A 22,117-nucleotide genomic window follows, 5' to 3' on the forward strand; every position below is an offset into this window, starting at 1 on the left:
AGTCAGTACCCCTGGCGAAATTCCGAGGTCCGGCGGCCCGCTTCCCGGAAATTCCGGTCCCGTGCGTTGACCTTGTCCTGCTCGAACACCGCCCTGGCCACCGTCTCGCATGCCGCGCCGAGGTCCGCGCCGCCCGCGCGGATCCGCCTGACCTGCTCGTTGAGCGCGGACTCCACCGTGCGCTGGCCCGCCCAGGACGGATACAGCGCCCAATACCGGGCCGCCTCGTTCGCCCGGCCCAGTCTGGCCGCGGCATACCCCGCGTTCAGAAACGCGTCCGGAATTTCCTTGCGCTCCACGCATTCGGATAGCACGCGCAAGGCGTCCTCATACCGGCCCGTACGCGTGTAGCACACGCCCGCCATGGCCAGGTGCGAAGGCCGGACCTCGTCCGGCTTCCCGGCAAAATATTCGTCATAGGCCGCCGCGCCCTCGCTGAAGTACGTCTCGGCCTTGCCGAAATCGCTCCGCGCCTCGGCCGCGCGCCCGCGCTCGAAGTTCTTTTTGCCCTTGGTCTCGGGCCGTACCAGCTTGGAGAAGAATGTCATGGTAGGCACAATAGCGGTTTGCCGCCCCGAGGACAAGGGGGATGAGGGCGGCGGACGGGGCGCCGCCCCGAACCCCGCTGGGGCGCTGCCCCCGGCCCCCGGAGACAAAAAAGTGGGGACGCGCATTGCGCGTCCCCACTTTTTAATATTGATGAATCGGGGTGACTAGTCTTCGTCGGCGACGTAGTCGGAGATGGCGCATTCTGTGGTCAGCAGCATGCTGGACACGGACGCGGCGTTCTGCAGGGCGATGCGGGTGACCTTTTTGGGGTCGATGACGCCCTCTTTGACGAGGTCGGTGTATTCGCCGGTGGCGGCGTTGAAGCCGTTGTTGCCCTTGAGGGCCTTGACCTTTTCGACGACCACGGTGCCTTCGAGGCCGCAGTTGTTGGCGATCTGCTTGAGCGGCTCTTCGATGGCGCGGGCGATGATGTCGATGCCGGCCTGCTCGGTGTCGTTGTCGCCCTTGAGGTTCTTGAGGGCCTTGCCGGCGCGCACCAGGGCGGTGCCGCCGCCGGGGACGATGCCTTCGTCAACGGCCGCGCGGGTGGCGTTGAGGGCATCCTCGACGCGGTCCTTGCGTTCCTTCATCTCGATCTCGGTGGGGGCGCCGACCTTGACCACGGCCACGCCGCCGACCATCTTGGCCAGCCGCTCCTGGAGCTTCTCGCGGTCGTAGTCGCTGGTGGCGTTGTTGGCCATGTTGGAGATCTCGTCGCAGCGGGCCTCGATGGCCTTCTTGTCGCCGGCGCCGTCCACGATGAGGGTGTTCTTCTTGTCGACCACGACCTTCTTGGCGGTGCCGAAGTGCTCGGGGCGGATGGATTCCAGAGTCACGGCGGTGTCCTCGGAAACCGGGGTGGCGCCGGTCATGATGGCGATGTCGCGGACCATTTCCTTGCGGCGGTCGCCGAAGCCGGGGGCCTTGACGGCACAGACCTTGAGGGCGCCGCGCATGGCGTTGATGGTCAGCCCGGCCAGGGCCTCGTTTTCCACGGTCTCGGCGATGATCAGCAGGGGGCGGCTCGCCTTGGCCACGGCTTCGAGGATGGGCACGAGCGCCTTGATGTTGGAGATCTTGTTTTCGGACAGGAGGATGAACGGGTTCTCGAAGGTGACGTTCTGGTCTTCCTGGTTATTGACGAAATAGGGGGAAAGGTAGCCGTTATCCCACTGCATGCCCTCGACCACGTCCAGCTCGGTGGTCAGGCCCTGGGACTCTTCCACGGTGATGACGCCGTTGTTGCCGACCTTGTCCACGGCCTCGGCCAGGATCTCGCCGATGGTCATGTCGTTGTTGGCGGAGATGGAGCCGACCTGGGCGATCTCGGAGGTCTTCTTGATGGGCTTGGCCATCTGGTCGAGCTCCTCGACCACGGCGGCCACGGCGGCGTCGATGCCGCGCTTGAGGGACATGGGGTTGCGGCCGGCGGCCAGGAGCTTGACGCCCTCGTTGAACACGGCCTGGGCCAGGATGGTGGCGGTGGTGGTGCCGTCACCGGCGATGTCGTTGGTCTTCTTGGCCACTTCCTTGACCATCTGAGCGCCCATGTTTTCGAGCTTGTCCTCAAGGTCGATTTTCTCGGCCACGGTCACGCCGTCCTTGGTCACCTGGGGCGCACCCCAGGTCTTTTCGAGCATGACGTTGCGGCCCTTGGGGCCCAGGGTGACCTTGACGGCGTCGGCCAGGGTGTTGACGCCGCGCTGCATGCCCTCGCGGGCTACCGCTTTGTAATCAATTGCTTTAGACATTGTTCCAAGTCCCTATGAAAAGTGGTTGTCAGTGATTGTAGTCAGCTTCGCAAAACCGTTCAGAAAGGTTCGAGTGCGAGGCGCAAAAAAGAATCAAGGCCGAAACGTAGTCTTCCTACGCGAGGATTTGATTCTTTTGCAGCAACGAAGCAATCGGGCCTTTATGGGCGGTTTTAGGCGAAGACGCCGAGGATGTCGTCCTCACGCATGATAATCAGATCGTCGCCGTCCATGCTGAATTCGCTGCCGGCGTACTTGGCGAACAGGACGATATCGCCGTCCTTGACGGTCTTGCACTCGGGGCCTGCGGCCACGACGATACCGTTCTGGGGCTTTTCCTTGGCGGAATCCGGGATGTAGATGCCCCCGGCGGTCTTTTCCTCTTCTTCCTTCCTCTGGACGATGACGCGGTCATTGAGCGGTTTCAAACCCATGAAAAGTCTCCTTATGCTGTCTTCACCGCAAGCAGTGGCGGCGTATGTTTCGACTGGGCCAAGAGATAAGTATGGTGAGGGCGGTGTCAACAGGCGGGCGGAATATTTTTTCCTGACCGTTCCGGAGGCGCGGTTGAAATCCCCACCGAAGCAGGGTAGTGCTGTAAATAGAAAAAACCGAATAAGCAAAGCAAACAGGAGCAAGTACAGGATGGAACCCGCGCTAAAACGGCTGGTGGTGGTCTCGAATCGGCTTCCTGTCGCCCTCCGCAAGGAAGAGGACGGCTGGAAGATCAAACAGGGCTCGGGCGGGTTGGTCACGGCCATGGCCCCGGTGCTCAAAAACCGGGGGGGCATGTGGATCGGCTGGTCCGGAGCCACGGACTCCGAGGCCGACATGGACGAGCTCCTGGCCGACTTCACGGAGGAGGCCGGGTACGAGTTGTGCACCGTGCCCCTGACCGAGAAGGACGTGGACGGCTACTACTACGGCTTTTCCAACGAGATCATCTGGCCGTTGTTCCACGACCTGCAGAGCCTCTGCCGTTTTCATCCCCGTTACTGGCGCACCTACCTGGACGTGAATTTCAAGTTCGCCGAGGCCGTGGCCCGGCGCTCCTCGCCCGAGGATTACATCTGGATCCAGGACTACCACCTCATGCACCAGGCCTTTTTCCTCAAGTCCATGGGGGTCAGGCGCAACACCGGGTTCTTTCTGCACATCCCCTTTCCGCCGCCGGACATCTTCATGAAGCTGCCGTGGCGGTCCAAGCTCATCCAGGCCCTGACCGAATTCGACCTGGTCGGCTTCCAGACGGTCCAGGACCGGCGCAACTTCGTGGGCAGCCTGCACCGGCTCATGCCCGAGGCCAAGGTCGAGGGCCGCGGCGCGGTGGTGACCATCAACCTGGGCAACCGCTCGTTCCGGGCCGGGGCGTTCCCCATTTCCATCGACTACGCCCAGTTCACGGAGATGGCCGGGCGGGCCGACGTGGTCCAGAAGGCCTTCGACCTCAAGGAGGCGCTCCGGCACCGCAAGATCATTCTCGGCGTGGACCGGCTGGACTACACCAAGGGTATCCCCGAGCGCATCCGCTCCATCCAGACCCTGCTGCGCCGCTATCCCGATCTCAAAGGCAAGGTGAACTTCATCCAGATCGCGGTCCCGAGCCGCGAGGAGGTGGACGAGTACAAGGATCTGCGGACCGAGATCGAGCAGTTGGTCGGCCGGGTCAACGGCGAGTTCTCCTTTCCCGGCTGGGTGCCGGTCCATTATCACTACCGCAGCCTGCCGCACGAGGATTTGGTGGCCTACTACGCCGCGGCCGACGTGGGACTGGTCACGCCGCTGCGCGACGGCATGAACCTGGTGGCCAAGGAGTACTGCGCCTGCAACAACAAGGGCGACGGGGTCCTGGTCCTGAGCGAGTTCGCCGGGGCCGCGGCCCAGCTCCAGCGGCACGCCTACCTGGTCAACCCGTACGACGTGGAGGGCATCGCCAAGGCCCTGCACCGAGCCCTGCACTGGCCGCTGGAGGAGCGCAAGGTACATATGACCCGGCTGCGCGAGCAGATCCGCCGCAGCAATATCTTCCGCTGGGTGGACTCCTTCCTTCGGGCGGGCATCGCCAAGTCCCTGGAGGACTTCCCCGAGGCGGAAACCGTGCACTTCAACAGGATGTGACGTGCTCGTCCTCAAGTGTGCCGACTGCCGCCGCAAGCTCTGGAGGTACCGCAAAATCGGCCAGGGCGAGGTGCACCGCTGCCACAAGGACCGCATCGACAGGATATGGAACCTGGAGGAGCGGGACGGCAAGGTGTTCTGTCCCTGCGGCCGGGCCGTGGGCATCGACCGGGGGAGCCACTACACCATGGACAGGAAGGCCTTCACCTACAAGGGAACCAAAACCAACGGTTGACAGGCGGTCGCCCTTTCGGAAAAGGTATGCATATGAATATAATGGAACCCGCGTACAAGGAGCTCGCCTTGAAGACCCGTATATTGATCCCGGCCCTGATGCTGACGTTGTTACTGGCCACCGCGGCAGCGGCCGCGACCGCTCCGTCGGAGTCCGCCCAGCCCGCCGTGGAGGACTGCGGCTCCATCCCCTGGGGCGCGCCCATCGCCACCGTGGAGGAGATCACCTACTCCCACACCGTGGCCGGGGTAAAGTACTACAAGGTGACCAAGACTGAGCCGTGCGGGGTGTTCAACATCCAGGGCGCGAACGTGACCTACGGCTTCCGCGACGGCCGGCTCTACACCGTGCTGGTGGAGATCGCCAAGGTCCAGGACATCAAGCAGGTGGTGGCCACCCTGATGGATTCCTACGGGCTGCCCGACCACAAGCAGTCGGACGGCTGGGACGAGTACCGCTGGGAGACCGCCACCCTCAAGGTCAAGCTCAAGAGCCAGTTCTCCACGGACCGCATCAAGATCGGCATGTACTACAAGCCGCTGATCCCCAAGGAGTAGCGGCCGTCTGACCTCTTTTCGCGGGGCCGTCCCGGAACGGGGCGGCCTTTTGCTCCATTTGCCTTTGGCCGGGCCGTGCTTATCCTCTGCGGGGAGGAATCCATGTCGAAACAGATGAAGAATTTCCTGACCGTCGCCGGGATCATCATCCTGGGGGCGTTTCTCGCTTTCCTGTACGACTGCATCACCGGGCTGGCCGACTTCGCCGGGCGCATCAACCCGGCGCTGGCGCCCTGGGTCTTCTGGGGGCTGCTGGCCGTGGTCCTCGCCTCGCTCGCCTGGTGGGCGGCGCTTGTCCTGGTCCGGCCCAAGCCGCTCCTGGTCCACGCCGATCCCACGCCCGAGGAGCTGGCCGGGTTCCGGCGGGAACTCGTCAAGCGGCTGTCCAGAAACCGCGTGCTCAGGGACTCGGGGGTCGCGGTGCGCGACGAATCGGGCCTGGAGCTCGGACTCGAGGTCCTGCGCAAACGGGCGGACGAGGAGATCCGCAGCACCGCCAAGCGCGTGTTCATCGGCTCGGCCGTGTCCCAGAACGGGCGCCTCGACTCCCTGGTGGTCCTCTTTCTCATTTCGCGCCTGGCCTGGCGCATCTCCAAGCTTTACGCCCAGCGGCCGCACTACCGCGAGCTGGTCAATCTGTACGTGAACATCGCGGCGACCTCGTTTTTGGCCGGGTCCATCGAGGAGTTCGGCATCGAGGAGTACATCCACGAACTCATGGGTCCGCTGGTGGCCGGGTCGGCCCTGGGGGTCATGCCCGGGGCCGAGGCCGTGGCCTCCACCGTGACCAGCTCCATCCTGAGCGGCTCGACCAACGCGTTGCTGGCCATGCGCTGCGGCATCGTGGCCCGCAACTACATGAGCCTGGACCTGGACCGTCGCGGGGCCATGCGCCGGTCCGCCACCCTGGAGGCGGCGCGCATGTTCATGTCCATCTCCAGCGAGACCGTGACCCAGGTGACCAAGCTGCTGGTCAAGGGCTCGTCCAGGGCGGTCAAGGGCGGGGCAAAGAAGGCCTTCACCTCGGTGGGCAAGGGCGTCTCCGGGGCCGCCGGGAGCGTCGGGCGCGGCGTGTCGGGCGCGGCCGGAGCCGTGGGCAATGGAGCCAAGAGCGTAGGCCGGGGGGCGAAGACTGTCGGGCGCGGGGTCACGGGCACCGCCCGCTCGGCGGTGGACGGCGTGGACCGGGCCCTGGACAAGGCTGTGGACGCCACGACCGGAGCGGCGAGGCAGTCGGCCCGCAAGATCCGCGATGCGGCGGACGGGGCCGGTCGGCTGGCCAAAAAGGCGGGGGGAGCCGTGACCGGGGCGGCCGGTTCGGCCAAGGGCGCGTTACGCTCCACGGGCAAGTCCGTGGAAAAGGGCATGCGCTCGGTGCGCGACACGCTGCTGCGTCGGAAGAAGAGGCCGGAGAAGCCGAAGGAACCGTTCGAAGACGGTTAGAGCACGCGCCGCGCGCCCAGGAAATGTTCCATCCAGAAGGGTGAATTGAGACTCGATTCCATGACCCGCTTGCCGGAGCTGGGGGAGTGCACGAACGTGCCCCGGTCGGTGACGATGCCCACGTGCAGGGACTTGCCGTCCTTGTCCACTTGGTGGAAGACCAGGTCGCCGGGCCGGATGTCGGCGCGCCTGACCGGGTTGCCCGCGCCGAGTTGCTGCCAGGATATACGCGGCAGGTCGACCCCGTTCTCGTGGTAGACGTACCAGATGAATCCCGAGCAGTCGAAGCCGGTCCCGGGCGAGTAGCCGCCCCACTTGTACGGGGTGCCGACCAGCGAGCGGGCCAGGCGGATGATCTTCCGGGCCTCGGGCGTGGCGGGCGCGGGCCGGACCGCGGCCTCGGGCGGAGCCGGCGCGACCGGGGCCGTCGCGGCGCAAGCGCAGAGCAGGAGCGCGCAAGCCGCGAGCCCGAGCGCGGTGAACCGTCCCCTCGTCCTGCCCGCCTGCATCGAGCGGCCTAGGGCCTGCGTTTGATCCGCAGGAAGGACTTGACCGAACGCACGCCGGGCACGGACTTGGCGTAATCGATGATCTTGTCGCGCTCGGTCGCCGAACCGACGATGCCGAGCAGGACCACATGGCACTGCACGGTCTTGATCTCCACGTTGGTGGACCAGATGTCCTTGTCCTCGACGAGCAGGCTCTTAACCTTGGCGTAGATGTTCAGATTGTCCGTGGTGCCGCACGAGTCGTCGGCCTTCTTGGGCAGCAGGTAGGTGGTCACCGAACGCACGCCTTCCACGGACTTGGCGATCTGGATGGCCCGGTCCACCTGGGCGCGGGATTCGTACTCGCCCACGATGTAGACCATTCCCTCATAGCTGGACGCGTCGAAGTCCATGTACTTGACGAGATCGTCGGCCAAAAAGTCCTTTTCGATGAGAAAGGCGATCTTTTCGTCGTTGGCGTAGTCGCCCACGTTACGCTCCTCCACGGCCACGTCGTAGACCGTGCAGCCGTTGGCGAACAGGCCCACGGCCAGGAGCATCAGGATCGAAAATATCAGTTTGTATCGGTGCATGGGATTCCCCCTGGGTTTTTCTAGATTATCTCTATACCGGTTTCGCGGTGCGCTGGCAACAACGGCGCTCGGTCCCCATTGACCCGGTGCACGTATTTCCGCATACTCCCCATACTGCCATTGGAGGTGGCTCGATGCAACGAATTTGGTTTGTTCTCATGGTCATTCTGGCGGGCTTGCTCCTGGCGGCCTGCGGTCCCAAGCGGCCCGTGCTCTATCCGAACGCGCACCTGGACAAGGTCGGCATGCAGGTGGCCCAGGCCGACATCGACGACTGCATCATGAAGGCCGAGGCCGCCGGGGCCAACGCCACCGACGCGGGCGCGGCCGCCGGGAACGTGGCCAGGTCCGGGGCCATCGGTGCCGCAGCAGGGGCCGTATTCGGGGCGATCATGGGCAACAGTGTGGGCCGCGCCGCTGCTGCCACGGGCGGTGCCGCCGCTGCCGGGAGCGCGGTCAACGAGGGCTTCAAATCCGGCGACCCGACAGCCATCCACAAGAATTTCGTCGAACGCTGCCTGCGCGAAAAAGGCTATGACGTCATCGGCTGGAAATAGGAGGAGACCATGAACCGCCCGCTTTTGCTCATTCCGCTTCTGCTCTTCCTGGCCGCCTGCGCCGCCAGGGGCCCGCTGACGGAGAACCGCAACGACAACGTGGTCAGCTTTGTCCGGTCCGATACCGGCCACGCCGTGACCGTGACGCTCGGCCCGGAACTGGCCTACGACAAGCGCGTGCACCGCGACTTCATGGGCGCGACCATCGAGGGCTGGCTGTACCGCGCCGATGACGGCACCTCGGTCCTGGTCTCCAGCATGGACCGGGCCAAGTTCGAGGACCTCATCGGCCGGACCATCGAGGCCCCCAGGACCGGGATCAAGGCCTACCCGCCGCAGACCTCCTGGCTGCCGCGCCTGTGCCAGTTGGTCCGGGCCTACGTGGTCTCCCTGGACAGCGACGTAGTCTCCGCGGTCAAGTTCGGCCCGCGGCCCGAAGGGGAATGCGACGGCCTGGTGGACAACGACGAGTACATGGCCGCCCATTTGGACCAAGTGGCCGAGTTCGACCGCCGGGCCGAACAGGATATCGCCATCGGCTGGTAGCGGGCTCAGTCGAAGAGCAGCCCGAGCGCCTTCTGCAGGGCCTCCCGGTCCACTTCCCAACCGCCCGACCAGGCCGGTTTCAGGCTGATGGTCCGCTCCCCGGCGCGCAGGGCGTAGCAATGCAGGCGCATGTTCGTACGCGACGTGCGGGACCCGCTCTTTCCGTACTTTCTGTCTCCGACAACGGGGTGCCCGCGCGAGGCGAGCTGCACCCGGATCTGGTGCGTACGCCCGGTGAGCAGCCGCACGGCCAGCAGCGAGCGGTCCCGGCCCGCGGCAAGGACCGTCACCCGCGCCAGGGCCGTCTTGCCCGACCCGGTGCGGACCCTTTCCCTGCCCGGTGCGCCGCGCTTCTCCATGACGTCCTCAAGCAACGCGCCGTCCTGCTCGTCCCAACGTCCCTCCACCCAGGCCAGGTAAACCTTGGCCACGCCGTTTGACGCAAAGAGGTCGTTGAGTTCGCGCAGGGCCTCGTAGCTCTTGGCAGCCAGGAGCAGGCCCGAGGTGTCCCGGTCCAGGCGGTGGGCCAGGGTGGGCATGAACGCGGCGTCGCGGTACTTGGCCCGCAGTCGCGCCGTGACCGAATCGGTCACCCCGTCGCCGCCGTGGGCCGCCAGCCCGGCGGGCTTGGCCACGGCCAGCAGCTCGGCGTCCTCATAGGCCACCTTCAGGTCGCCTGTCTCCGACACCTGTTTACTCTCGCCCGGCGTGTACGGCGGAATGCGCACGGTCTGCCCGGCCTCGATGCGGTCAAAAGGCTTTTTGCGGCCCTTGTCCACGCGCACCTGGCCGGTGCGGATCCATTTCTGGATGGCCGAACGCGGCACGTCGCCGGTCAGCCGCCGCTCCAGGAACTGCAACAATTTCTGGCCCGACTCGGCCTGCGTGACGATAACGAATTGTGTTTCCGGCATGATGGGAGAATGCCTCCCCCGGCCCCCCATCCCCTCCTTTTCCTGAACTTTTTTGGTCGCTTCGCGAGGGAGGGGGCGGGGGGAGAGTTATGGGGTGGTTATTTTTTGTACCAGGTGCCGTCGGGGTTTTGCAGCCAGGTGCCGGCCGGGGCCTGCTTGGCTACACGGGAGGCCCGGCGCTGACCCACCAGGTCCGGAGTGGTTTTGATCTTCTTGGCGATGGCCGCGTAGACCGTGGCCCGGTCCTTGTTCTCGGCGGCCACCACATCGGCCTGTTTCTCCGGGCCCCGGAATTCGAGAAAGCCCTGATTGTTCTCGCCCACCGTGCCGTCGGCCAACAGCGCAGCCACCACGGGCTTGCGGGCGATGAACCGGTCCTTGAGGGGCCCGGCCAGGGCGGCGCTGGCCGCCAGCCCGAGGACAAGGGTGAATATGAGGACGAGTCGTGTCTTATTGCGCATTGGTCGCCTCCGGTGCGGCTGGGGCTTCGTCGACGTCGGAGAAGAAATCGTCCAGGGCCCGGTCGACCCGGACGTTCACGTCGATGGTGATATGGATGGGCTTGACCTCCACCGGGGCCACCTCCACCTTGTGGCTGGTGGAACAGCCCAGGGCGAGGAGCAGCACGAGGCAGGCCGTCGCGGCTAAACAATGTTTCATGGCATGTTCTCCCTATTCGATCATGCTTGTGATGTCTTTATACAGCAAAATACGGTCCAGCGGTACGCTGAAATTCACGTCCAGGCGCAAGCCCTGGAAATTGGAGCCCTTGACGTCGCCGGTCACACGGATGAACCCGCCGAACTCCCGCTTGTACACGAACGGCAGGGTCGAGGCGGGCTTGCCGTCCAGGGAAAGCCGCACCAGCAGGTCCTCGCCCACGGTGTCCGCCTTGATGCGCACCCACTTGTAGTCGAAATCCCGGACCGCCTCGCGGGCCAGTTCGATCTGGCCGCGTTCGGGCGTGCCCTCGGGGATGGCGTCCACCAGGTCCTGCATGGCCTCCACCCGGATGGTCCCGCCCTCGCCCGGCGTGGAGTGCAAAAATCCGCCGTTGAACGAAATTTTCCCGTTCTTCCAGGTCACGGGCAGCTCGCCCGACAGGGCCGCTTCGCCCTGGGCCTTGGCCAACCCGAGCTGTCCCAGGATCTCCGAGAGCTTGAGCTCGGAGCAGAAGAGGGTGACCGCGTACTCGTTGGATTCGGGCACGATGCGGAAGGCCCGGCTCGACACGTGCCCGCCGCACCAGTCGAACCCGGCCTGCTCCACCAGGATGGAACCCATGGACTCCAATTGGTACACGACCCGCCCCTTGGTCAGGGCCATGTCGCCTGCCCTGAGGGAGTCGAAGGACAGGGTCTGGGCCGGAGCGCTGCGCAGGGTGAACAGATCCGGGGTGTAGTAGGCCAGGTCTATGCCGTCGACCACCGTGTTCCCCTCGTTCATGGTCAGCCTGCCGTGGGTCAGGAAGACCCCCAGACGGCTGTCCACGCCCCGCTCACTGACATTGATCCCGCCGTCCGCGCGCAGCGTCCCGCCGAGCGTCACGCCCTTCAGCCCTGTCGCCAGCGTTGCCGGGTCGAATCCTTGGGGCAGCGCGTACCCGGCCACCTTGAAGGTTACGTCCGATTCGTTGCGGACCATGGAAGACCGGCCCGAAAAGGGTATCCGCAGGCCGGGCAGCAGTTCGGTGTACAGGGTCCCGCCGTAGGTCAGGTCCGTGCCCTCCTGGCGCACCCTGGCCTTGACGTTGCCGAGCGTGCGCTTGTCCAGCCTGAGGCCCGACAGGCTGATGGTCCCTTGCTTGTTGGCCTTGGGGGCGGGCCATTTGAGCGGCAGGGTCAGGCGCATGGGGCCGGAGGAAAATCCGGTGTTCGCCAGCCCCGTGCCCCGGGTGCCGCAGTTCAGGACCACGTCCGCCGACTCGGCACCGGCCGTGCCCTGAAGGGAAAAGATGAATCCGTTGAGTTTGATGGTCCGGCCCGAGGTGCGCACCGTCAGATGGTTCGGGTTGGCCGCAGTGAGGGAGACGTCCCACGACCCGCTGCCGCCGGGCCTGCGCGCGGCGTCGAACCGGCCGCCCATCTCCACCCCGGCGCCGGCCAGGGAGAACTGCGCGGACAACTCGTTCTCGCCGAGGCTGCCCGCCGGGATAACCAGCGCCGCGGGGTACGGCTCTGCCAGGGCCACGCGGTTCGTGGAAAACCGGACCTCCCGCTCCGCAAGCCGCCCCTTGATTTCGACGACCGCGCCCTCGGCCAGCCCCACACCCAGGGCGCGCAGGTCGCCCCCGGCCAGGGCAAGCGAAAAATCGGCGGCGGCTCCCGCCGGATCGGCCAAATCGACCTCGGCGGTGGCCGCCACGGCGGCGCTTCCCTCCAGCGGCACGGGCAGGAAATCGCTGAACGCGCCCACCCGGAGCGCGTCCGCCGTGACCGTGAGCGACAGGTCGTCCAGGGTCGGGCCGAGGGCCCCTTCCACGTGCACGGACTGGTCGCGCGGGGTCAGCATGGCCTCGAAGGCCACGGTCTTGCCCGGCGTGATTTCGGCATCGATGGGTACGGACACGGACCGGCCCATGACCTCGCAGTCCAGGACCGCGTCGCGCAGGGTCAGCGTGTCAAGGGGCAGGGCCGGGACCGGCGCCGTCGCCTCTTCCGCGCCGCCTCCCGATCGGGGGAGCATGTCGAGGACCGGCAGCCGGAAGTGCTTGCCGTCAAAGGAGCAGGCCAGGTGCAGCCCATCCAGCCGGACCGCGTCGACCCGCCCGGCCTTGAGCGAGGCCGGGGTGTAGGTGACGTGCACGTTGGCCAGCGTCAGCCCGTCCGCGCCTTTCCCCAGCCTGACCGGCCCGATGTCCGCCGAAAACAGCCCGGCGTTGCGCACATGGAATTCGGTCAACGCAAGCCCCATGTCCGCCGCCAACTTCGGCACCAGCCGCTCCAGATACCCCGGCGTCCAGACCGTCAGCCACCAGCCCGCGGCCAGCACAACCGCCAACGCCCACGGCGTGACCAACACGGTCCACTTCAGGATGGATTTGCCCGGGGATTTCGCCATGCATTACCCATACAAGCCCCGGTCACCCATTGGCAAGGAATAGCCTCCTGGCCTCCAGCCGTTGGCGAGTCTTCGAGCCTTACGGATGAGGACAGCGGCTCTCTTACCGCGCTGGCACAAGGCTTTCGAGAGTGGGTCGGCTGTGCGTTTTTAAGTGAATTGTAGGCGAGTCTTCGAGCCGTACAAGATCTTATGCCCCAGGTACAGACCCGGCCGGGGCAACCGCAGCGTAGCCGTCTACGTGAGGATGGAAGCCCCCGGAAAAAATGTGCAGATGGCCCGCTCTCGGAAGCCGCTCCCCACTCGTGGCCGGCCACCTTTACATGAGGCTCGGTAGAAACGTCACCAACTGAGGGACCGCAAGCATCAGCGCCACACAGACAACATAGGCGGCCACAAAATACGCAACCCCCTTGAAAGCGTCGGTCATGGACACGTCGTGCGCCATGGAGGCGACGATGAAGAGGTTGACGCCGACCGGCGGGGTGATGGCGCCGAGCGTGGTGACCACGGTGATGAGCACGCCGAACCAGATGGGGTCGTAGCCCATGGCCGTGACCACCGGGAAGAAGATGGGGATGGTCACCAGGAGCAGGGCCAGGGCGTCCATGACCATGCCGCCGATGACGTAGATCAGGCAGATGACCATGATGATGACCACCGGCGGGATGGGCAGCGCGGCCACCCAGCCTGCGGCCTCGAAGGGCAGCCGGGTGATGGCCAGGAAGCGGCCGAAGATGACCGCGCCGAGCATGATGACCATGATCATGGAGGAAATCTTGAGGGTGTCGCTGACGGCCAGGCGGAATTTTTCCACGCTCATCTTGCCCGATACCGTGGCGATGAGCAGGGCCAGGGCCGCGCCCGCCGCACCCGCCTCCGTGGGGGTGAACAACCCCATGAACAGGCCGCCCATGACCAGGAAAAACAGGGTGACCATCTCGATGGAGCCGGGCAGGGAGCGCAGCTTCTCGGAGAAGGTGGTCTTGGGACCGGCCGGGCCCCAGTCGGGGTGGCGTTGGCAGAGGTACCAGATGGTCCCCAGGAACAGCGCGGTCAGCAGCACGCCGGGGATCATGCCGCCCACGAACAACTGGGCGATGGACTGGCTGGTCTGCAGGCCGATGATGATCAGGACCACGGACGGCGGGATGACCACGCCGAGCGTCGCGCCTGCGGCCACCGAGCCCGTGGACAGGATCGGGTTGTACTTGAACTTCTTCATCTCGGGCAGGGCCACGGTGGACATGGTCGCGGCCGTGGCCGAGTTGGACCCGCAGATGGCCGCGAACCCGGCGCAGGCCAGGACCGTGGTCATGGCGATGCCGCCCCGGATCTGGCCCATCCAGGCGTAGGCGGATTTGTACAGCCGCTCGTTCACGCCCGAGTAGAAGCAGATCTGGCCCATGAGGATGAACAGGGGGATGACGGTCAGCCCGTAGTTGGAAAAGACGTTCCACAGCTCGGTGCCGAGCATGCCCGTGGCCGCGTTCCAGTTGAGCACGTAGGCGAAGCCGCCGAATCCGATGATGCCCATGGCGAAGGCCACGGGGATGCGGAAGAGAAATATGGAGACCAGGAGCAGGAGGGTGCCGAGAATGCCGGCGGTGATCGGATCCATTACGCCACCTTCTCCTGGGTCAGGGACTTGAGCGTGTCCACGGCCAGGACAAAGGCCAGGGCGAGGCACCCGGCGGCCGAGGCGAACACGAAGGGATGGTAGACGATCTGGAGGGTCTCGGAGACCTCGCCGGTCTTGACCAGGAAGGCCGCCCATTTCCAGGTCTCGATGCCTGCCAGCAGGAAGAAGCCGCAGGACAGCCCGTTGGTGGCCGCGTCGGCCAACTTGCGGAACCAGGCCGGGAAGCGCGCGAGCAGGATGCCCACGGCGATGTGCGCCTTGCGCCGCTGGGCGAAGGCCAGGGAGAAGGCGGCCACCACCGCGCCGAGGAAGCCCATGAGCTCGAAGGTGCCCTGTACGGGCACCCAGACAGCGCGCAGGACCATGTTGGCGCAGGCCAGGAGCATCATGGAGACGAGGAATATGCCTGCCAGCACGGCCAGCGCCCGAGCGATCAGCTCGCTGGCCCGATCGAGGAAATGCATCATGGGAGGCCCCGGAAAAAACGCCCCCGCGCGGACGCGGGGGCGTTGCGGTATGCGGTTACAGGGATTCGTATTTGGCCTGGTATTCGAGCAGGTCCTTGAGCACGGCGTCGGCGTCGATGCCGTCCTTGGCGCACTCGGCCTTCCAGTCGTCGACCAGGGGCTGGCCCAGCTTCTTGAGCTCGGCATGCTCGGCCGGGGTCAGCGTGTGGACCTCGACCTGATACTTTTCCCGGGACCAGTTCAGCGAATCGTCGATGTGGGCGTCCAGGTACCGGCCGGTCCACTGGGCCTGCTCCCGGCCGAGGTCGTTGAGGACTTCCTTCACGTCGCCGGGCAGGGATTCCCACTTGGCCTTGTTCATGATCACGGCAAACGGATAGACCGGCAGGTTGGTGATGGTCTCATGCCGGCAGATGTCGGCGAAGTTGAAATCCTTGAGCACGTCGAAGGAGGAGACCAGCCCCTTGACCACGCCCTTCTGCAGGGCCTCGGGGGTCTCGGACATGGGCATGCCCACGCCCTGGGCGCCCAGAGCGCTCAGGACGCGCAGGATGGTGCCCGAGGCGCGCAGCTCCATGCCCTTGAGGTCGGCCAGCGTCTTGACCGGCTCCTTGCTCATGATCTGGGACGGGGCCGAGGTGAACATGGTCAGGACCTTGACGTCCTTGAACTCCTCGGGCTGGTATTTCTGAAAGAGGTCCCACATGGTCAGGCTGGCCGCTTCGGTGGAGGTGAAGGCCACGGGCAGGTTGACCGCGGACATGAGCGGGAACACGCCGGGATAGTAGGCGATGGAGATGCAGCCGATGTCGGCTTGCCCGGTCTGTACGCCGCGGAGCATGTTCTTGGCCCCGAGCAGGGTGGAACCGGGGAAGGTCTGGACGGTCAGCTCGCCGCCGGTGCGCTTCTCCACCTCAGTCTTCCACCGCTCCATCTGGACGCAGGGGAAGGTCTTGGCGGGCGGGAAGTTGGCATAGGTCACCATGGTCCCCGCCAGGGCCGAAGCCGCCAGGAGGCCGACCAGAACCAGGCTCAAGGCCAGCACGGTCATCGTTTTTCGCATCACTCTCTCCTTGAAATGCGTATGGTTGGGAACGGCCGGTCGGCCGCTCCCCTATTTGGCGTTCAGGTCGTAGGCCAGGACCAGGGTCTTGCGGTTGCCGTAGCCGTAGCCCACAAAGGTGTTGACCAGCACGCACAACTGCTTGTTGCCGTCGTTGTTCAGGTCGGCCAGGGCCACGTCCGCGACCTGGCCCTTGATGCGCCGGGTCTTCCAGGCCAAGTTCAGACCCACCTGGTCGTAGACCAGCGAGTGGATTTCACCCTGGGTGAAGTACTTGTAGTTCTTGAACACCTGCGCCGTGGCCGACAGGTCGCGGTTGACCAGCAGCTCGTAGCGCTTGTTCGAGGTCAACGGTGCGGCGATGCCCCGGATCGGGATGTTGTAGGTGATGCCGTGCTCCTCGGTGGGGCCGCCGCCCATGCCGGCCATCTTGTCGGCGGTCTCGATGACCACGCCGGAGCTGTTGTAGGTCTCGTCGCTCTCGTAGAGGCGCTCGAAGGTCTGGCTGTAGACCACCAGCTTGTGGCTGTTGTTGATGACCACGCACTTGTAGCCCAGGCCGTCGGGCAGGTAGGTCAGATTGTAGACGTTGCCGAAGGGCGGCACCGGAATGGGCTGGCCGATTTCGATCCTGTCGCCCTTGATGAAGGCCTCGTTGACGTGCTTGTCGAACAGGTCGCGCTGGCCCTTCTTCTGGGCCACCAGGACGGGCATGTAGGTCGGGGGGATGCGCAGCACGCCGAGAAAGCGGTCCACCTTCTCGACCACGTACTTGAACCTGTCGCCCTTGAACGAGAGGACGCAGGACTGGGGGATGCCGCGCGGAGCGCGGATGCCGCCCTGGCTCTGGAATCGATAGGCGCCGACGATGAATTCGGGCATGCCGTCACGGTTCAGGTCCGCGATCTCGAGGCGGACGCTCATGACGTTGGCGGGCAGTTCGAAGGTGTTCAGGTGCTGGAGTTTGCCGTCCTTGACGCGGTAGGCCGAGATGGCCGATTCCTGGAGGATGAAGAGTTCGTTGCGGCCGTCGCCGTCGCCGTCGGCGATGTACATGCCGAAGGAGAAGAAGGGCAGGGTCTGGCTCCGCCAGCGGCCGGTGGTCTCGGTGCCGCCTTCGTAGCGGAACTGCGGGTTGAGGGCCGTGGGCTGGAAGGCCTGGCCGTCGCCGGTGAGGAACGGGCTGTCCGTGGGGGCGGCGGTCTGCACCGTGTTCACCGAGGCCTTTTTCTTTTCCACGGTACCGTAGCCGGGGCGGTTGAACACGTCGCCCTGGAGGAGCTTGGCCTGGGAGTCCAGCCAGTTGGTCATCTCGTCGATGCCCACCTCGCCCTTTTTCTGCCAGGAATTGCCGTCGGCCGAGATGGCGTCGATGCGCATGTGCGCCTTCTGGCCGAGGATGGCGATCTCGCCGTACATGATGTAGTCGACGCCCAGGCTGCGCAGGGCGTTCAGGGCCGTGCCCGTGTCCTTGGGCGTGGCGACCGACTGCAGGCTCTTGGTGGTGGGCTCGACGTGGCCGAGCCATTCCAGGTCGTTCTCCAGGCTGGCCTGGACCGCCTTGGAAAAGTATTCATACTTCTGGGGCCCGTTGTAGACGAACGGGAGGACCGCATAGGTCTTGGCTCCCTGGGCCAGGGCCGGGGCGGCCAGGAGCAGGGTCGCCGCTAGGGCGATCAAGACGGTGATGACGGGTCTTCTTGCCATGTATTCCTCCGGAAGGTAGGTGATAACCTTGCTTTTGTGACATGCGTGGACATGCGGTTTCGCACGGGAGCCCCTTGTACCAGTTTCCGGACCGGATGCAAAGGGCCAAGAGAGTTGATAAGGCGGGGCATAGCCGCTATTGCTGCCGTCGGCGGACGGGCCGGGCGGCAAGGTGACGGCCCGGTGTCCGGCCGCCTCAGGGAGAGTACATGACCCAATTCGGACGCACCTTCAGGCTGGTCTGCGACGAACCGGCCGTCCCGGTGGTGGAAGGGCTGCTGCGCGCGCAGGGGTTCGATTTCGGCCCCGAGCCGTTCTACGCCTTCGCCCGCAGGCTGATTCATGAGCCGTTCCCCCTCGGTGAAAGTCTGGCCGCCCGGTTCGGCCTGATCTACATCCAGGACCGCTCCTCCATGCTGCCGCCGCTGGCTCTCGACCCTCCGGCCGGGGCCGACGTCCTGGACATGTGTTCCGCGCCGGGCAGCAAGACGAGCCTTCTCTCCCGCCTGGTCGGGCCGCGGGGGTTCGTGTTCGGATCCGAGCCCTCGGCCGACCGGCTGGGCACCCTGCGCGCCAACCTGCGGCGCACCGGCTCGGTCAACACGGCCACGGCCAAGGCCATGGCCCAGGACCTGCCCTTTGCGGACGGCGCCTGGGGCCGTATCCAGCTGGACCCGCCGTGCAGCGGCTGGGGCACCGTGGACAAGAACCCCAAGGTCATGGAGGTCTGGTCCGGGTCCAAGACGGCCCCGCTGGTCTCCCTGCAAAAGACGCTCCTGGAGAGGGCGGCGGCCATGCTGCGCCCCCGCGGCACGGTCCTGTACTCCACCTGCACCACCAATATCGAGGAGAACGAGGCCCAGGTCGCCTGGGCCCTGGAGACCCTCGACCTTGAGCTCACGCCGCTTGCCGAGCCCGAGGGGTTCGTCTTCGAACCTCCGCACATGCCGGGCATGGACGGCGTCCTGCGCGTGGCCGAGGATTCGGACGGCCAGGGGTTCTTTCTGGCGAAGTTCGTCAAGCGGGGCGGCGAAAGCGCAACGGGCGGAGAGGGTGCGCAAAAAAGAGACCTGCCGGGGAACCGGCTGAACCTGGCCCGGATGGTCGGGGGCGACCTGCCCGACCTGACCCGGCTGCCTCCGGGCGAGGTCTATGATTTTGGCGGCAAGGCGTTCTTTCTTCACCAAAAGGCATTGGACTTGGTGCCCGGCGGCCTGCGTTGGCAGGGATTTCCGCTGGGCAAGGTCGCGGGCAAGGGCGACCGGGCCAAGTTCACCCCAGCGCCCCTGGCCCGCATACTGCTCCCGGAGGATCCGTCCAGGGCCGTCTGCGACGTGCTCGACGCGGATGATACGGACATCCTGGAGCGCCTCTTCACCGGCCAGAGCGTACCGTTCGGGCAGGGCAGGGGGAGCGTGGGGCTGTATTATCGCGGCCTGCCTCTGGGTTGGCTGGCCCGGAAGGGCGGGCGTCTCCTTTGGTCTGCGAAATAGTCATTTCATTTCAGCATGTTGTAGCATGTAAAATTTTTGTCAAAAAGCGTTGACAAAAGAGAGTTGTATGGGCAGTATGCCCTTCGCTGAACGCGGATGGGTGCTTGGACAAGAGCGCGTCGCCACTGCCGAAAATGGTTGACAAGCGTGCCCTGCCAAGCTAAAGACTCTCTTCCTGCGGGCGCGTAGCTCAGCTGGGAGAGCATCGGCCTTACAAGCCGAGGGTCACAGGTTCGAGCCCTGTCGCGCCCACCATCTTTGAAATAGAGGGTACGCTTAACACCCTTTATCATATAAGTGCGGAGCCGTAGTTAAGCTGGTTATAACGCCGGCCTGTCACGCCGGAGGCCGCGAGTTCGAGTCTCGTCGGCTCCGCCACTAAAGATCAAGGACATCAAGCAATTAGCTTGAGGTCCTTTTTCTTTGCCATATCCAAATCAGGGTTGGTGGGCCCCGAGGTGGGCCCGGAGAATCCCCCACCTTGCAGAATCATGAGGTGAGGACGTATCGGTTCCATGCCTCGGACATACCTTTCAGTAGTCGCCAGCTTCTTGTGTCTGAGTATTTGCTGGATGGCTATCATGGGCACGTTGTTGTTCGCCAGGATGGATGCCGTGAGGTGTCGGATACCATGACATCCAAAAGGCTTAACACCGGCCTTCTTGCAGAGCTTCTGGGGGAACCCCCGATTTTCCATGTAGGGCTTGCCGTTGAACCGGCCACCTTGTTGGGTGAAGACCCATTCAGTGGTCGCCGCCTGCTTGTGGGCTAGCAGGACCTCAAAGAGCTCGTCCGTCATGGGGAGCCATTCATACTCCATAGAGCTGTCCTGTCGCTTCTTGGTGCCCAACTGGATACGCTTCCGGCTGAAGTCCACATCTTTCCATTGAAGCCTGTATATCTCTCCGCGCCGGGCTGCTGTGTGCAGCAGGGTCAAGAGCATGACCTTGTTCTGCCCCTCGGCCACGGCCATGGTCTTCCAGAAGTCCTTTTCAGGCGGGACGTATCGCTCTTGTCTTTGCTCGGGGAACTTTTCCACTGCCAGGAAGGGATTCACGGCAGGGAAGCCTTCAAGGTACTTGATACCGAAGTTCCAGGCAGCGGCCATGTTCTTCCGCTCCTTGTTGGCGGCATAACCTGTGCGTTGCTTGTAGATGCGCTGAAGGTGCTTCAGCGCGTCCATCTTCTTGAAGGTGTTGATGTCCGCATGAGGGTCAAGGGACTTGAGGAACCGTTTGAAAGCGGTTCGCTTCTCGCTATAGGTCTTGGGACTGTATTTGACCGCAAAGTCTAAATACAGGTTTGCCCACTCAAGAAAGGAGGTCGTGTGGGTCTCTGGCTCTGGCGGCAGTTTCGCCAGTTCCTTTTGCTCGACTTCCCATTTCTTTGCTTCGTCCAGCCTCGTAAACCGCTTGCGGAGTTTCTTGCCGTCTATTTTGACCTGCGCCATCCAAACGGTCTTCCCGTTCTTCTTTTGCTTGTAAGGCATAATGCCTCCTAATCGCTTCGCCTATCAGATTTTCAAAGAACAGGATGCGACGGCCTAGCTTTACACCACCGTACCGGGCAGGGTGCCTCAATACCGTGGACTCGGCAACCTCAAAGAAATTCGCAGCCTCTTCCGATGTGTATTTCTTGCCAAGGTTTGGGAGTTTCATTTGATCACACCCATGTCATAGAGTTCCCAAGCGTAATCCGGCTCTATGCCCAAGGTCAGCATGTCGGCGGGATGGCCCTCTTTAATACGCTGGTAGTTTGCCAGTTGGTATTTCCCTTTGCCTCTATAGTTCTTGGCGCGCTTCCGGTTAACAGCATCCTTCAATTCCAATTTGCTTTTCCCGGAGAGGTTAAGAGCCTTGCGAAAGACCTTTACGAGTCCTTCCTGGGACACTTCCTCAAAAAGGGGAGTGGTTCCGAATTCGTCGTCCACGGCAGCAAGCGCAATGACGAGTCCCACTGCCTGAGTTGCCAATTGGAATTGGGTTGCTCGTACAGCCTTCGCACGAATTGCCGGAACCGGGTCTGAAACGCCGATGAAGTTGTTTTGGACGGTTTGCCACCAGCCCAATGTTTTACGCTGAGTATGATGCTTGCCTGGGTTGGTTTGGAACTTGAGCCATTTCTTGGTGCAATAGCCCCAGATGCTATCAAGGATTTTGAGACAATCTTCAATCGTGTCGATTCCGAGGTTTTTGAGCGGTTCCCGACGAAGTTGGAATTCAACCCGGATTACCCTCTTTGTCTCAGGCACTTCAGAAGTGCCCCAGACGTCGTACATCCAAGTCTTGTGTGATTGTGTTTCGATTTCCTCCACCTTGTCGTAGAGGCGGCAAGACAGATCGTCTTTCCCGATGTGGACGCCGGTAAGAATGTTGCTTTTTGTGTAGTAGGCAACTTTTCTGGCCCTGGACACTTTGTTTCGGAACAGCTCACCATCCCATTCGCAATCCGGGATGAGTATGTCCATGCAAAGGTCAATTCGGCTGGGCTTGATTACGAGGATTTCCGAATGGACCCCTTCAAGGGCCAGGATGATGCGTTTGATTGCATCTTGAATTCCGAACTGCCAGAGCGTTTCAGATCGAATTTCAATGAACACATTCGGCCTGGAATTCGGAATAAGTGCTTTTCCAAATTTGACCGCGTATTGGGTTCCCGAAATTATCCATTTATATCCGTTGCCTCCGTTCGGAAGCGTTGTGAAAAGCAATTCGTCATTGAACTCCGGAATTTGAATCTTCATCGGGTAGGAGTGCCCGGTATTCTGGGCGGCCTTCTTATTCATATCCAAGAGTTCGTGGAAAAAGTGGTCCTTCCACTTCACGCCTAGAGACAGATTCAGAGAATCCACCCCGGACGCGAGTACCTCCGGCTCCAAGGGAAGCTCCGTGTTCACCTTTGAAGGGGGGCTGATAGTCATCAGCCCCCCTTCTA

The 22,117-nt window shown here is 63.7% G+C and carries 22 protein-coding genes and 2 tRNA genes; 9 read left to right on the forward strand and 15 right to left on the reverse strand.

The window, feature by feature from the left end; genetic code table 11:
- Positions 1–2: 2 nt before the first annotated feature.
- From V8V93_RS05500 to V8V93_RS05510, 3 genes are all read right to left on the reverse strand, one after another.
- Positions 3–548 carry a tetratricopeptide repeat protein gene (locus V8V93_RS05500; RefSeq protein WP_338669356.1) on the reverse strand — a complete coding sequence of 182 codons (546 nt, stop codon included), beginning with the start codon at positions 546–548 and terminating at the stop codon, positions 3–5.
- 165 nt (positions 549–713) lie between these two features.
- Positions 714–2,300: a chaperonin GroEL gene (gene groL, locus V8V93_RS05505; RefSeq protein WP_338669357.1), complete on the reverse strand. Its 1,587-nt coding sequence runs from the start codon at positions 2,298–2,300 to the stop codon at positions 714–716.
- A gap of 173 nt (positions 2,301–2,473) precedes the next feature.
- The gene (locus V8V93_RS05510; protein ID WP_338669358.1) at positions 2,474–2,734 is read right to left on the reverse strand and encodes a co-chaperone GroES; all 261 of its coding nucleotides are present in this window, start codon (positions 2,732–2,734) and stop codon (positions 2,474–2,476) included.
- 211 nt (positions 2,735–2,945) lie between these two features.
- On the opposite strand from V8V93_RS05510, the gene V8V93_RS05515 reads away from it, so the two are divergent.
- From V8V93_RS05515 to V8V93_RS05530, 4 genes are all read left to right on the forward strand, one after another.
- Positions 2,946–4,418, forward strand: a complete 1,473-nt coding sequence (locus V8V93_RS05515; RefSeq protein ID WP_338669359.1) for an alpha,alpha-trehalose-phosphate synthase (UDP-forming) — start codon at positions 2,946–2,948, stop codon at positions 4,416–4,418.
- Between the two features lies 1 nt (position 4,419).
- On the forward strand, positions 4,420–4,653 hold the full coding sequence (locus V8V93_RS05520; RefSeq protein WP_338669360.1) for a hypothetical protein: 234 nt from the start codon (positions 4,420–4,422) through the stop codon (positions 4,651–4,653).
- Positions 4,654–4,679: 26 nt separating this feature from the next.
- Entirely contained in the window at positions 4,680–5,210 is a 531-nt protein-coding gene (locus V8V93_RS05525) for a hypothetical protein (protein WP_338669361.1), read from the forward strand.
- Positions 5,211–5,312: 102 nt separating this feature from the next.
- The gene (locus V8V93_RS05530) at positions 5,313–6,653 is read left to right on the forward strand and encodes a DUF697 domain-containing protein (protein WP_338669362.1); all 1,341 of its coding nucleotides are present in this window, start codon (positions 5,313–5,315) and stop codon (positions 6,651–6,653) included.
- Here the strand turns inward: V8V93_RS05530 and V8V93_RS05535 are convergent.
- Positions 6,650–7,162 carry a C40 family peptidase gene (locus V8V93_RS05535; protein WP_338669363.1) on the reverse strand — a complete coding sequence of 171 codons (513 nt, stop codon included), beginning with the start codon at positions 7,160–7,162 and terminating at the stop codon, positions 6,650–6,652. The two genes, V8V93_RS05530 and V8V93_RS05535, sit on opposite strands and share 4 nt — an antisense overlap.
- Positions 7,163–7,170: 8 nt before the next feature.
- The gene (locus tag V8V93_RS05540; RefSeq protein ID WP_338669364.1) at positions 7,171–7,734 is read right to left on the reverse strand and encodes a BON domain-containing protein; all 564 of its coding nucleotides are present in this window, start codon (positions 7,732–7,734) and stop codon (positions 7,171–7,173) included.
- Between the two features lie 134 nt (positions 7,735–7,868).
- Between V8V93_RS05540 and V8V93_RS05545 the strand changes: the two genes are divergently transcribed.
- The gene (locus V8V93_RS05545; protein ID WP_338669365.1) at positions 7,869–8,291 is read left to right on the forward strand and encodes a hypothetical protein; all 423 of its coding nucleotides are present in this window, start codon (positions 7,869–7,871) and stop codon (positions 8,289–8,291) included.
- A 9-nt stretch (positions 8,292–8,300) separates the two neighbouring features.
- Positions 8,301–8,837, forward strand: coding sequence for a hypothetical protein (locus V8V93_RS05550; protein ID WP_338669366.1), 537 nt, complete (start codon positions 8,301–8,303; stop codon positions 8,835–8,837).
- A 5-nt stretch (positions 8,838–8,842) separates the two neighbouring features.
- On the opposite strand, the gene V8V93_RS05555 is transcribed toward V8V93_RS05550, so the two are convergent.
- The 8 genes from V8V93_RS05555 to V8V93_RS05590 form a co-directional block, all read right to left on the reverse strand.
- The gene (locus V8V93_RS05555) at positions 8,843–9,751 is read right to left on the reverse strand and encodes an RluA family pseudouridine synthase (RefSeq protein WP_338669367.1); all 909 of its coding nucleotides are present in this window, start codon (positions 9,749–9,751) and stop codon (positions 8,843–8,845) included.
- 98 nt (positions 9,752–9,849) lie between these two features.
- Positions 9,850–10,212, reverse strand: a complete 363-nt coding sequence (locus V8V93_RS05560) for a YdbL family protein (protein ID WP_338669368.1) — start codon at positions 10,210–10,212, stop codon at positions 9,850–9,852.
- Complete coding sequence (locus tag V8V93_RS05565; RefSeq protein WP_338669369.1) at positions 10,202–10,411, reverse strand: hypothetical protein; 210 nt, start codon at positions 10,409–10,411, stop codon at positions 10,202–10,204. Before V8V93_RS05565 ends, V8V93_RS05560 begins: the two co-directional genes overlap by 11 nt.
- A 12-nt stretch (positions 10,412–10,423) precedes the next feature.
- Positions 10,424–12,811 (reverse strand): intermembrane phospholipid transport protein YdbH family protein, encoded by a 2,388-nt coding sequence (locus V8V93_RS05570; RefSeq protein ID WP_338669370.1) that lies wholly within the window; start codon positions 12,809–12,811, stop codon positions 10,424–10,426.
- 319 nt (positions 12,812–13,130) lie between these two features.
- Positions 13,131–14,432 (reverse strand): TRAP transporter large permease, encoded by a 1,302-nt coding sequence (locus V8V93_RS05575; RefSeq protein ID WP_338669371.1) that lies wholly within the window; start codon positions 14,430–14,432, stop codon positions 13,131–13,133.
- The gene (locus tag V8V93_RS05580; RefSeq protein ID WP_338669372.1) at positions 14,432–14,920 is read right to left on the reverse strand and encodes a TRAP transporter small permease; all 489 of its coding nucleotides are present in this window, start codon (positions 14,918–14,920) and stop codon (positions 14,432–14,434) included. The genes V8V93_RS05575 and V8V93_RS05580 overlap by 1 nt, the downstream gene beginning before the upstream one ends.
- Before the next feature lie 55 nt (positions 14,921–14,975).
- On the reverse strand, positions 14,976–15,983 hold the full coding sequence (locus V8V93_RS05585; protein WP_338669373.1) for a TRAP transporter substrate-binding protein: 1,008 nt from the start codon (positions 15,981–15,983) through the stop codon (positions 14,976–14,978).
- A gap of 51 nt (positions 15,984–16,034) precedes the next feature.
- Positions 16,035–17,690 (reverse strand): VCBS repeat-containing protein, encoded by a 1,656-nt coding sequence (locus tag V8V93_RS05590; protein ID WP_338669374.1) that lies wholly within the window; start codon positions 17,688–17,690, stop codon positions 16,035–16,037.
- A 209-nt stretch (positions 17,691–17,899) separates the two neighbouring features.
- Between V8V93_RS05590 and V8V93_RS05595 the strand changes: the two genes are divergently transcribed.
- The 3 genes from V8V93_RS05595 to V8V93_RS05605 all read left to right on the forward strand — a co-directional run bounded on the left by V8V93_RS05595 (position 17,900) and on the right by V8V93_RS05605 (position 19,561).
- Entirely contained in the window at positions 17,900–19,183 is a 1,284-nt protein-coding gene (locus V8V93_RS05595) for an RsmB/NOP family class I SAM-dependent RNA methyltransferase (protein WP_338669375.1), read from the forward strand.
- 179 nt (positions 19,184–19,362) lie between these two features.
- Positions 19,363–19,438: transfer RNA gene (locus V8V93_RS05600), tRNA-Val, on the forward strand.
- A 46-nt stretch (positions 19,439–19,484) separates the two neighbouring features.
- A tRNA-Asp gene (locus tag V8V93_RS05605) sits at positions 19,485–19,561 on the forward strand.
- A gap of 16 nt (positions 19,562–19,577) precedes the next feature.
- On the opposite strand, the gene V8V93_RS05610 is transcribed toward V8V93_RS05605, so the two are convergent.
- Together V8V93_RS05610 and V8V93_RS05615 are read right to left on the reverse strand one after the other, a co-directional pair.
- The gene (locus V8V93_RS05610; protein ID WP_338669376.1) at positions 19,578–20,672 is read right to left on the reverse strand and encodes a tyrosine-type recombinase/integrase; all 1,095 of its coding nucleotides are present in this window, start codon (positions 20,670–20,672) and stop codon (positions 19,578–19,580) included.
- Positions 20,673–20,837: 165 nt separating this feature from the next.
- The gene (locus V8V93_RS05615; RefSeq protein ID WP_338669377.1) at positions 20,838–22,103 is read right to left on the reverse strand and encodes a hypothetical protein; all 1,266 of its coding nucleotides are present in this window, start codon (positions 22,101–22,103) and stop codon (positions 20,838–20,840) included.
- Between the last annotated feature and the right edge of the window lie 14 nt (positions 22,104–22,117).

The organism is Pseudodesulfovibrio sp. 5S69, from assembly GCF_037094465.1.
GTDB classification, from domain to species: domain Bacteria; phylum Desulfobacterota; class Desulfovibrionia; order Desulfovibrionales; family Desulfovibrionaceae; genus Pseudodesulfovibrio; species Pseudodesulfovibrio methanolicus.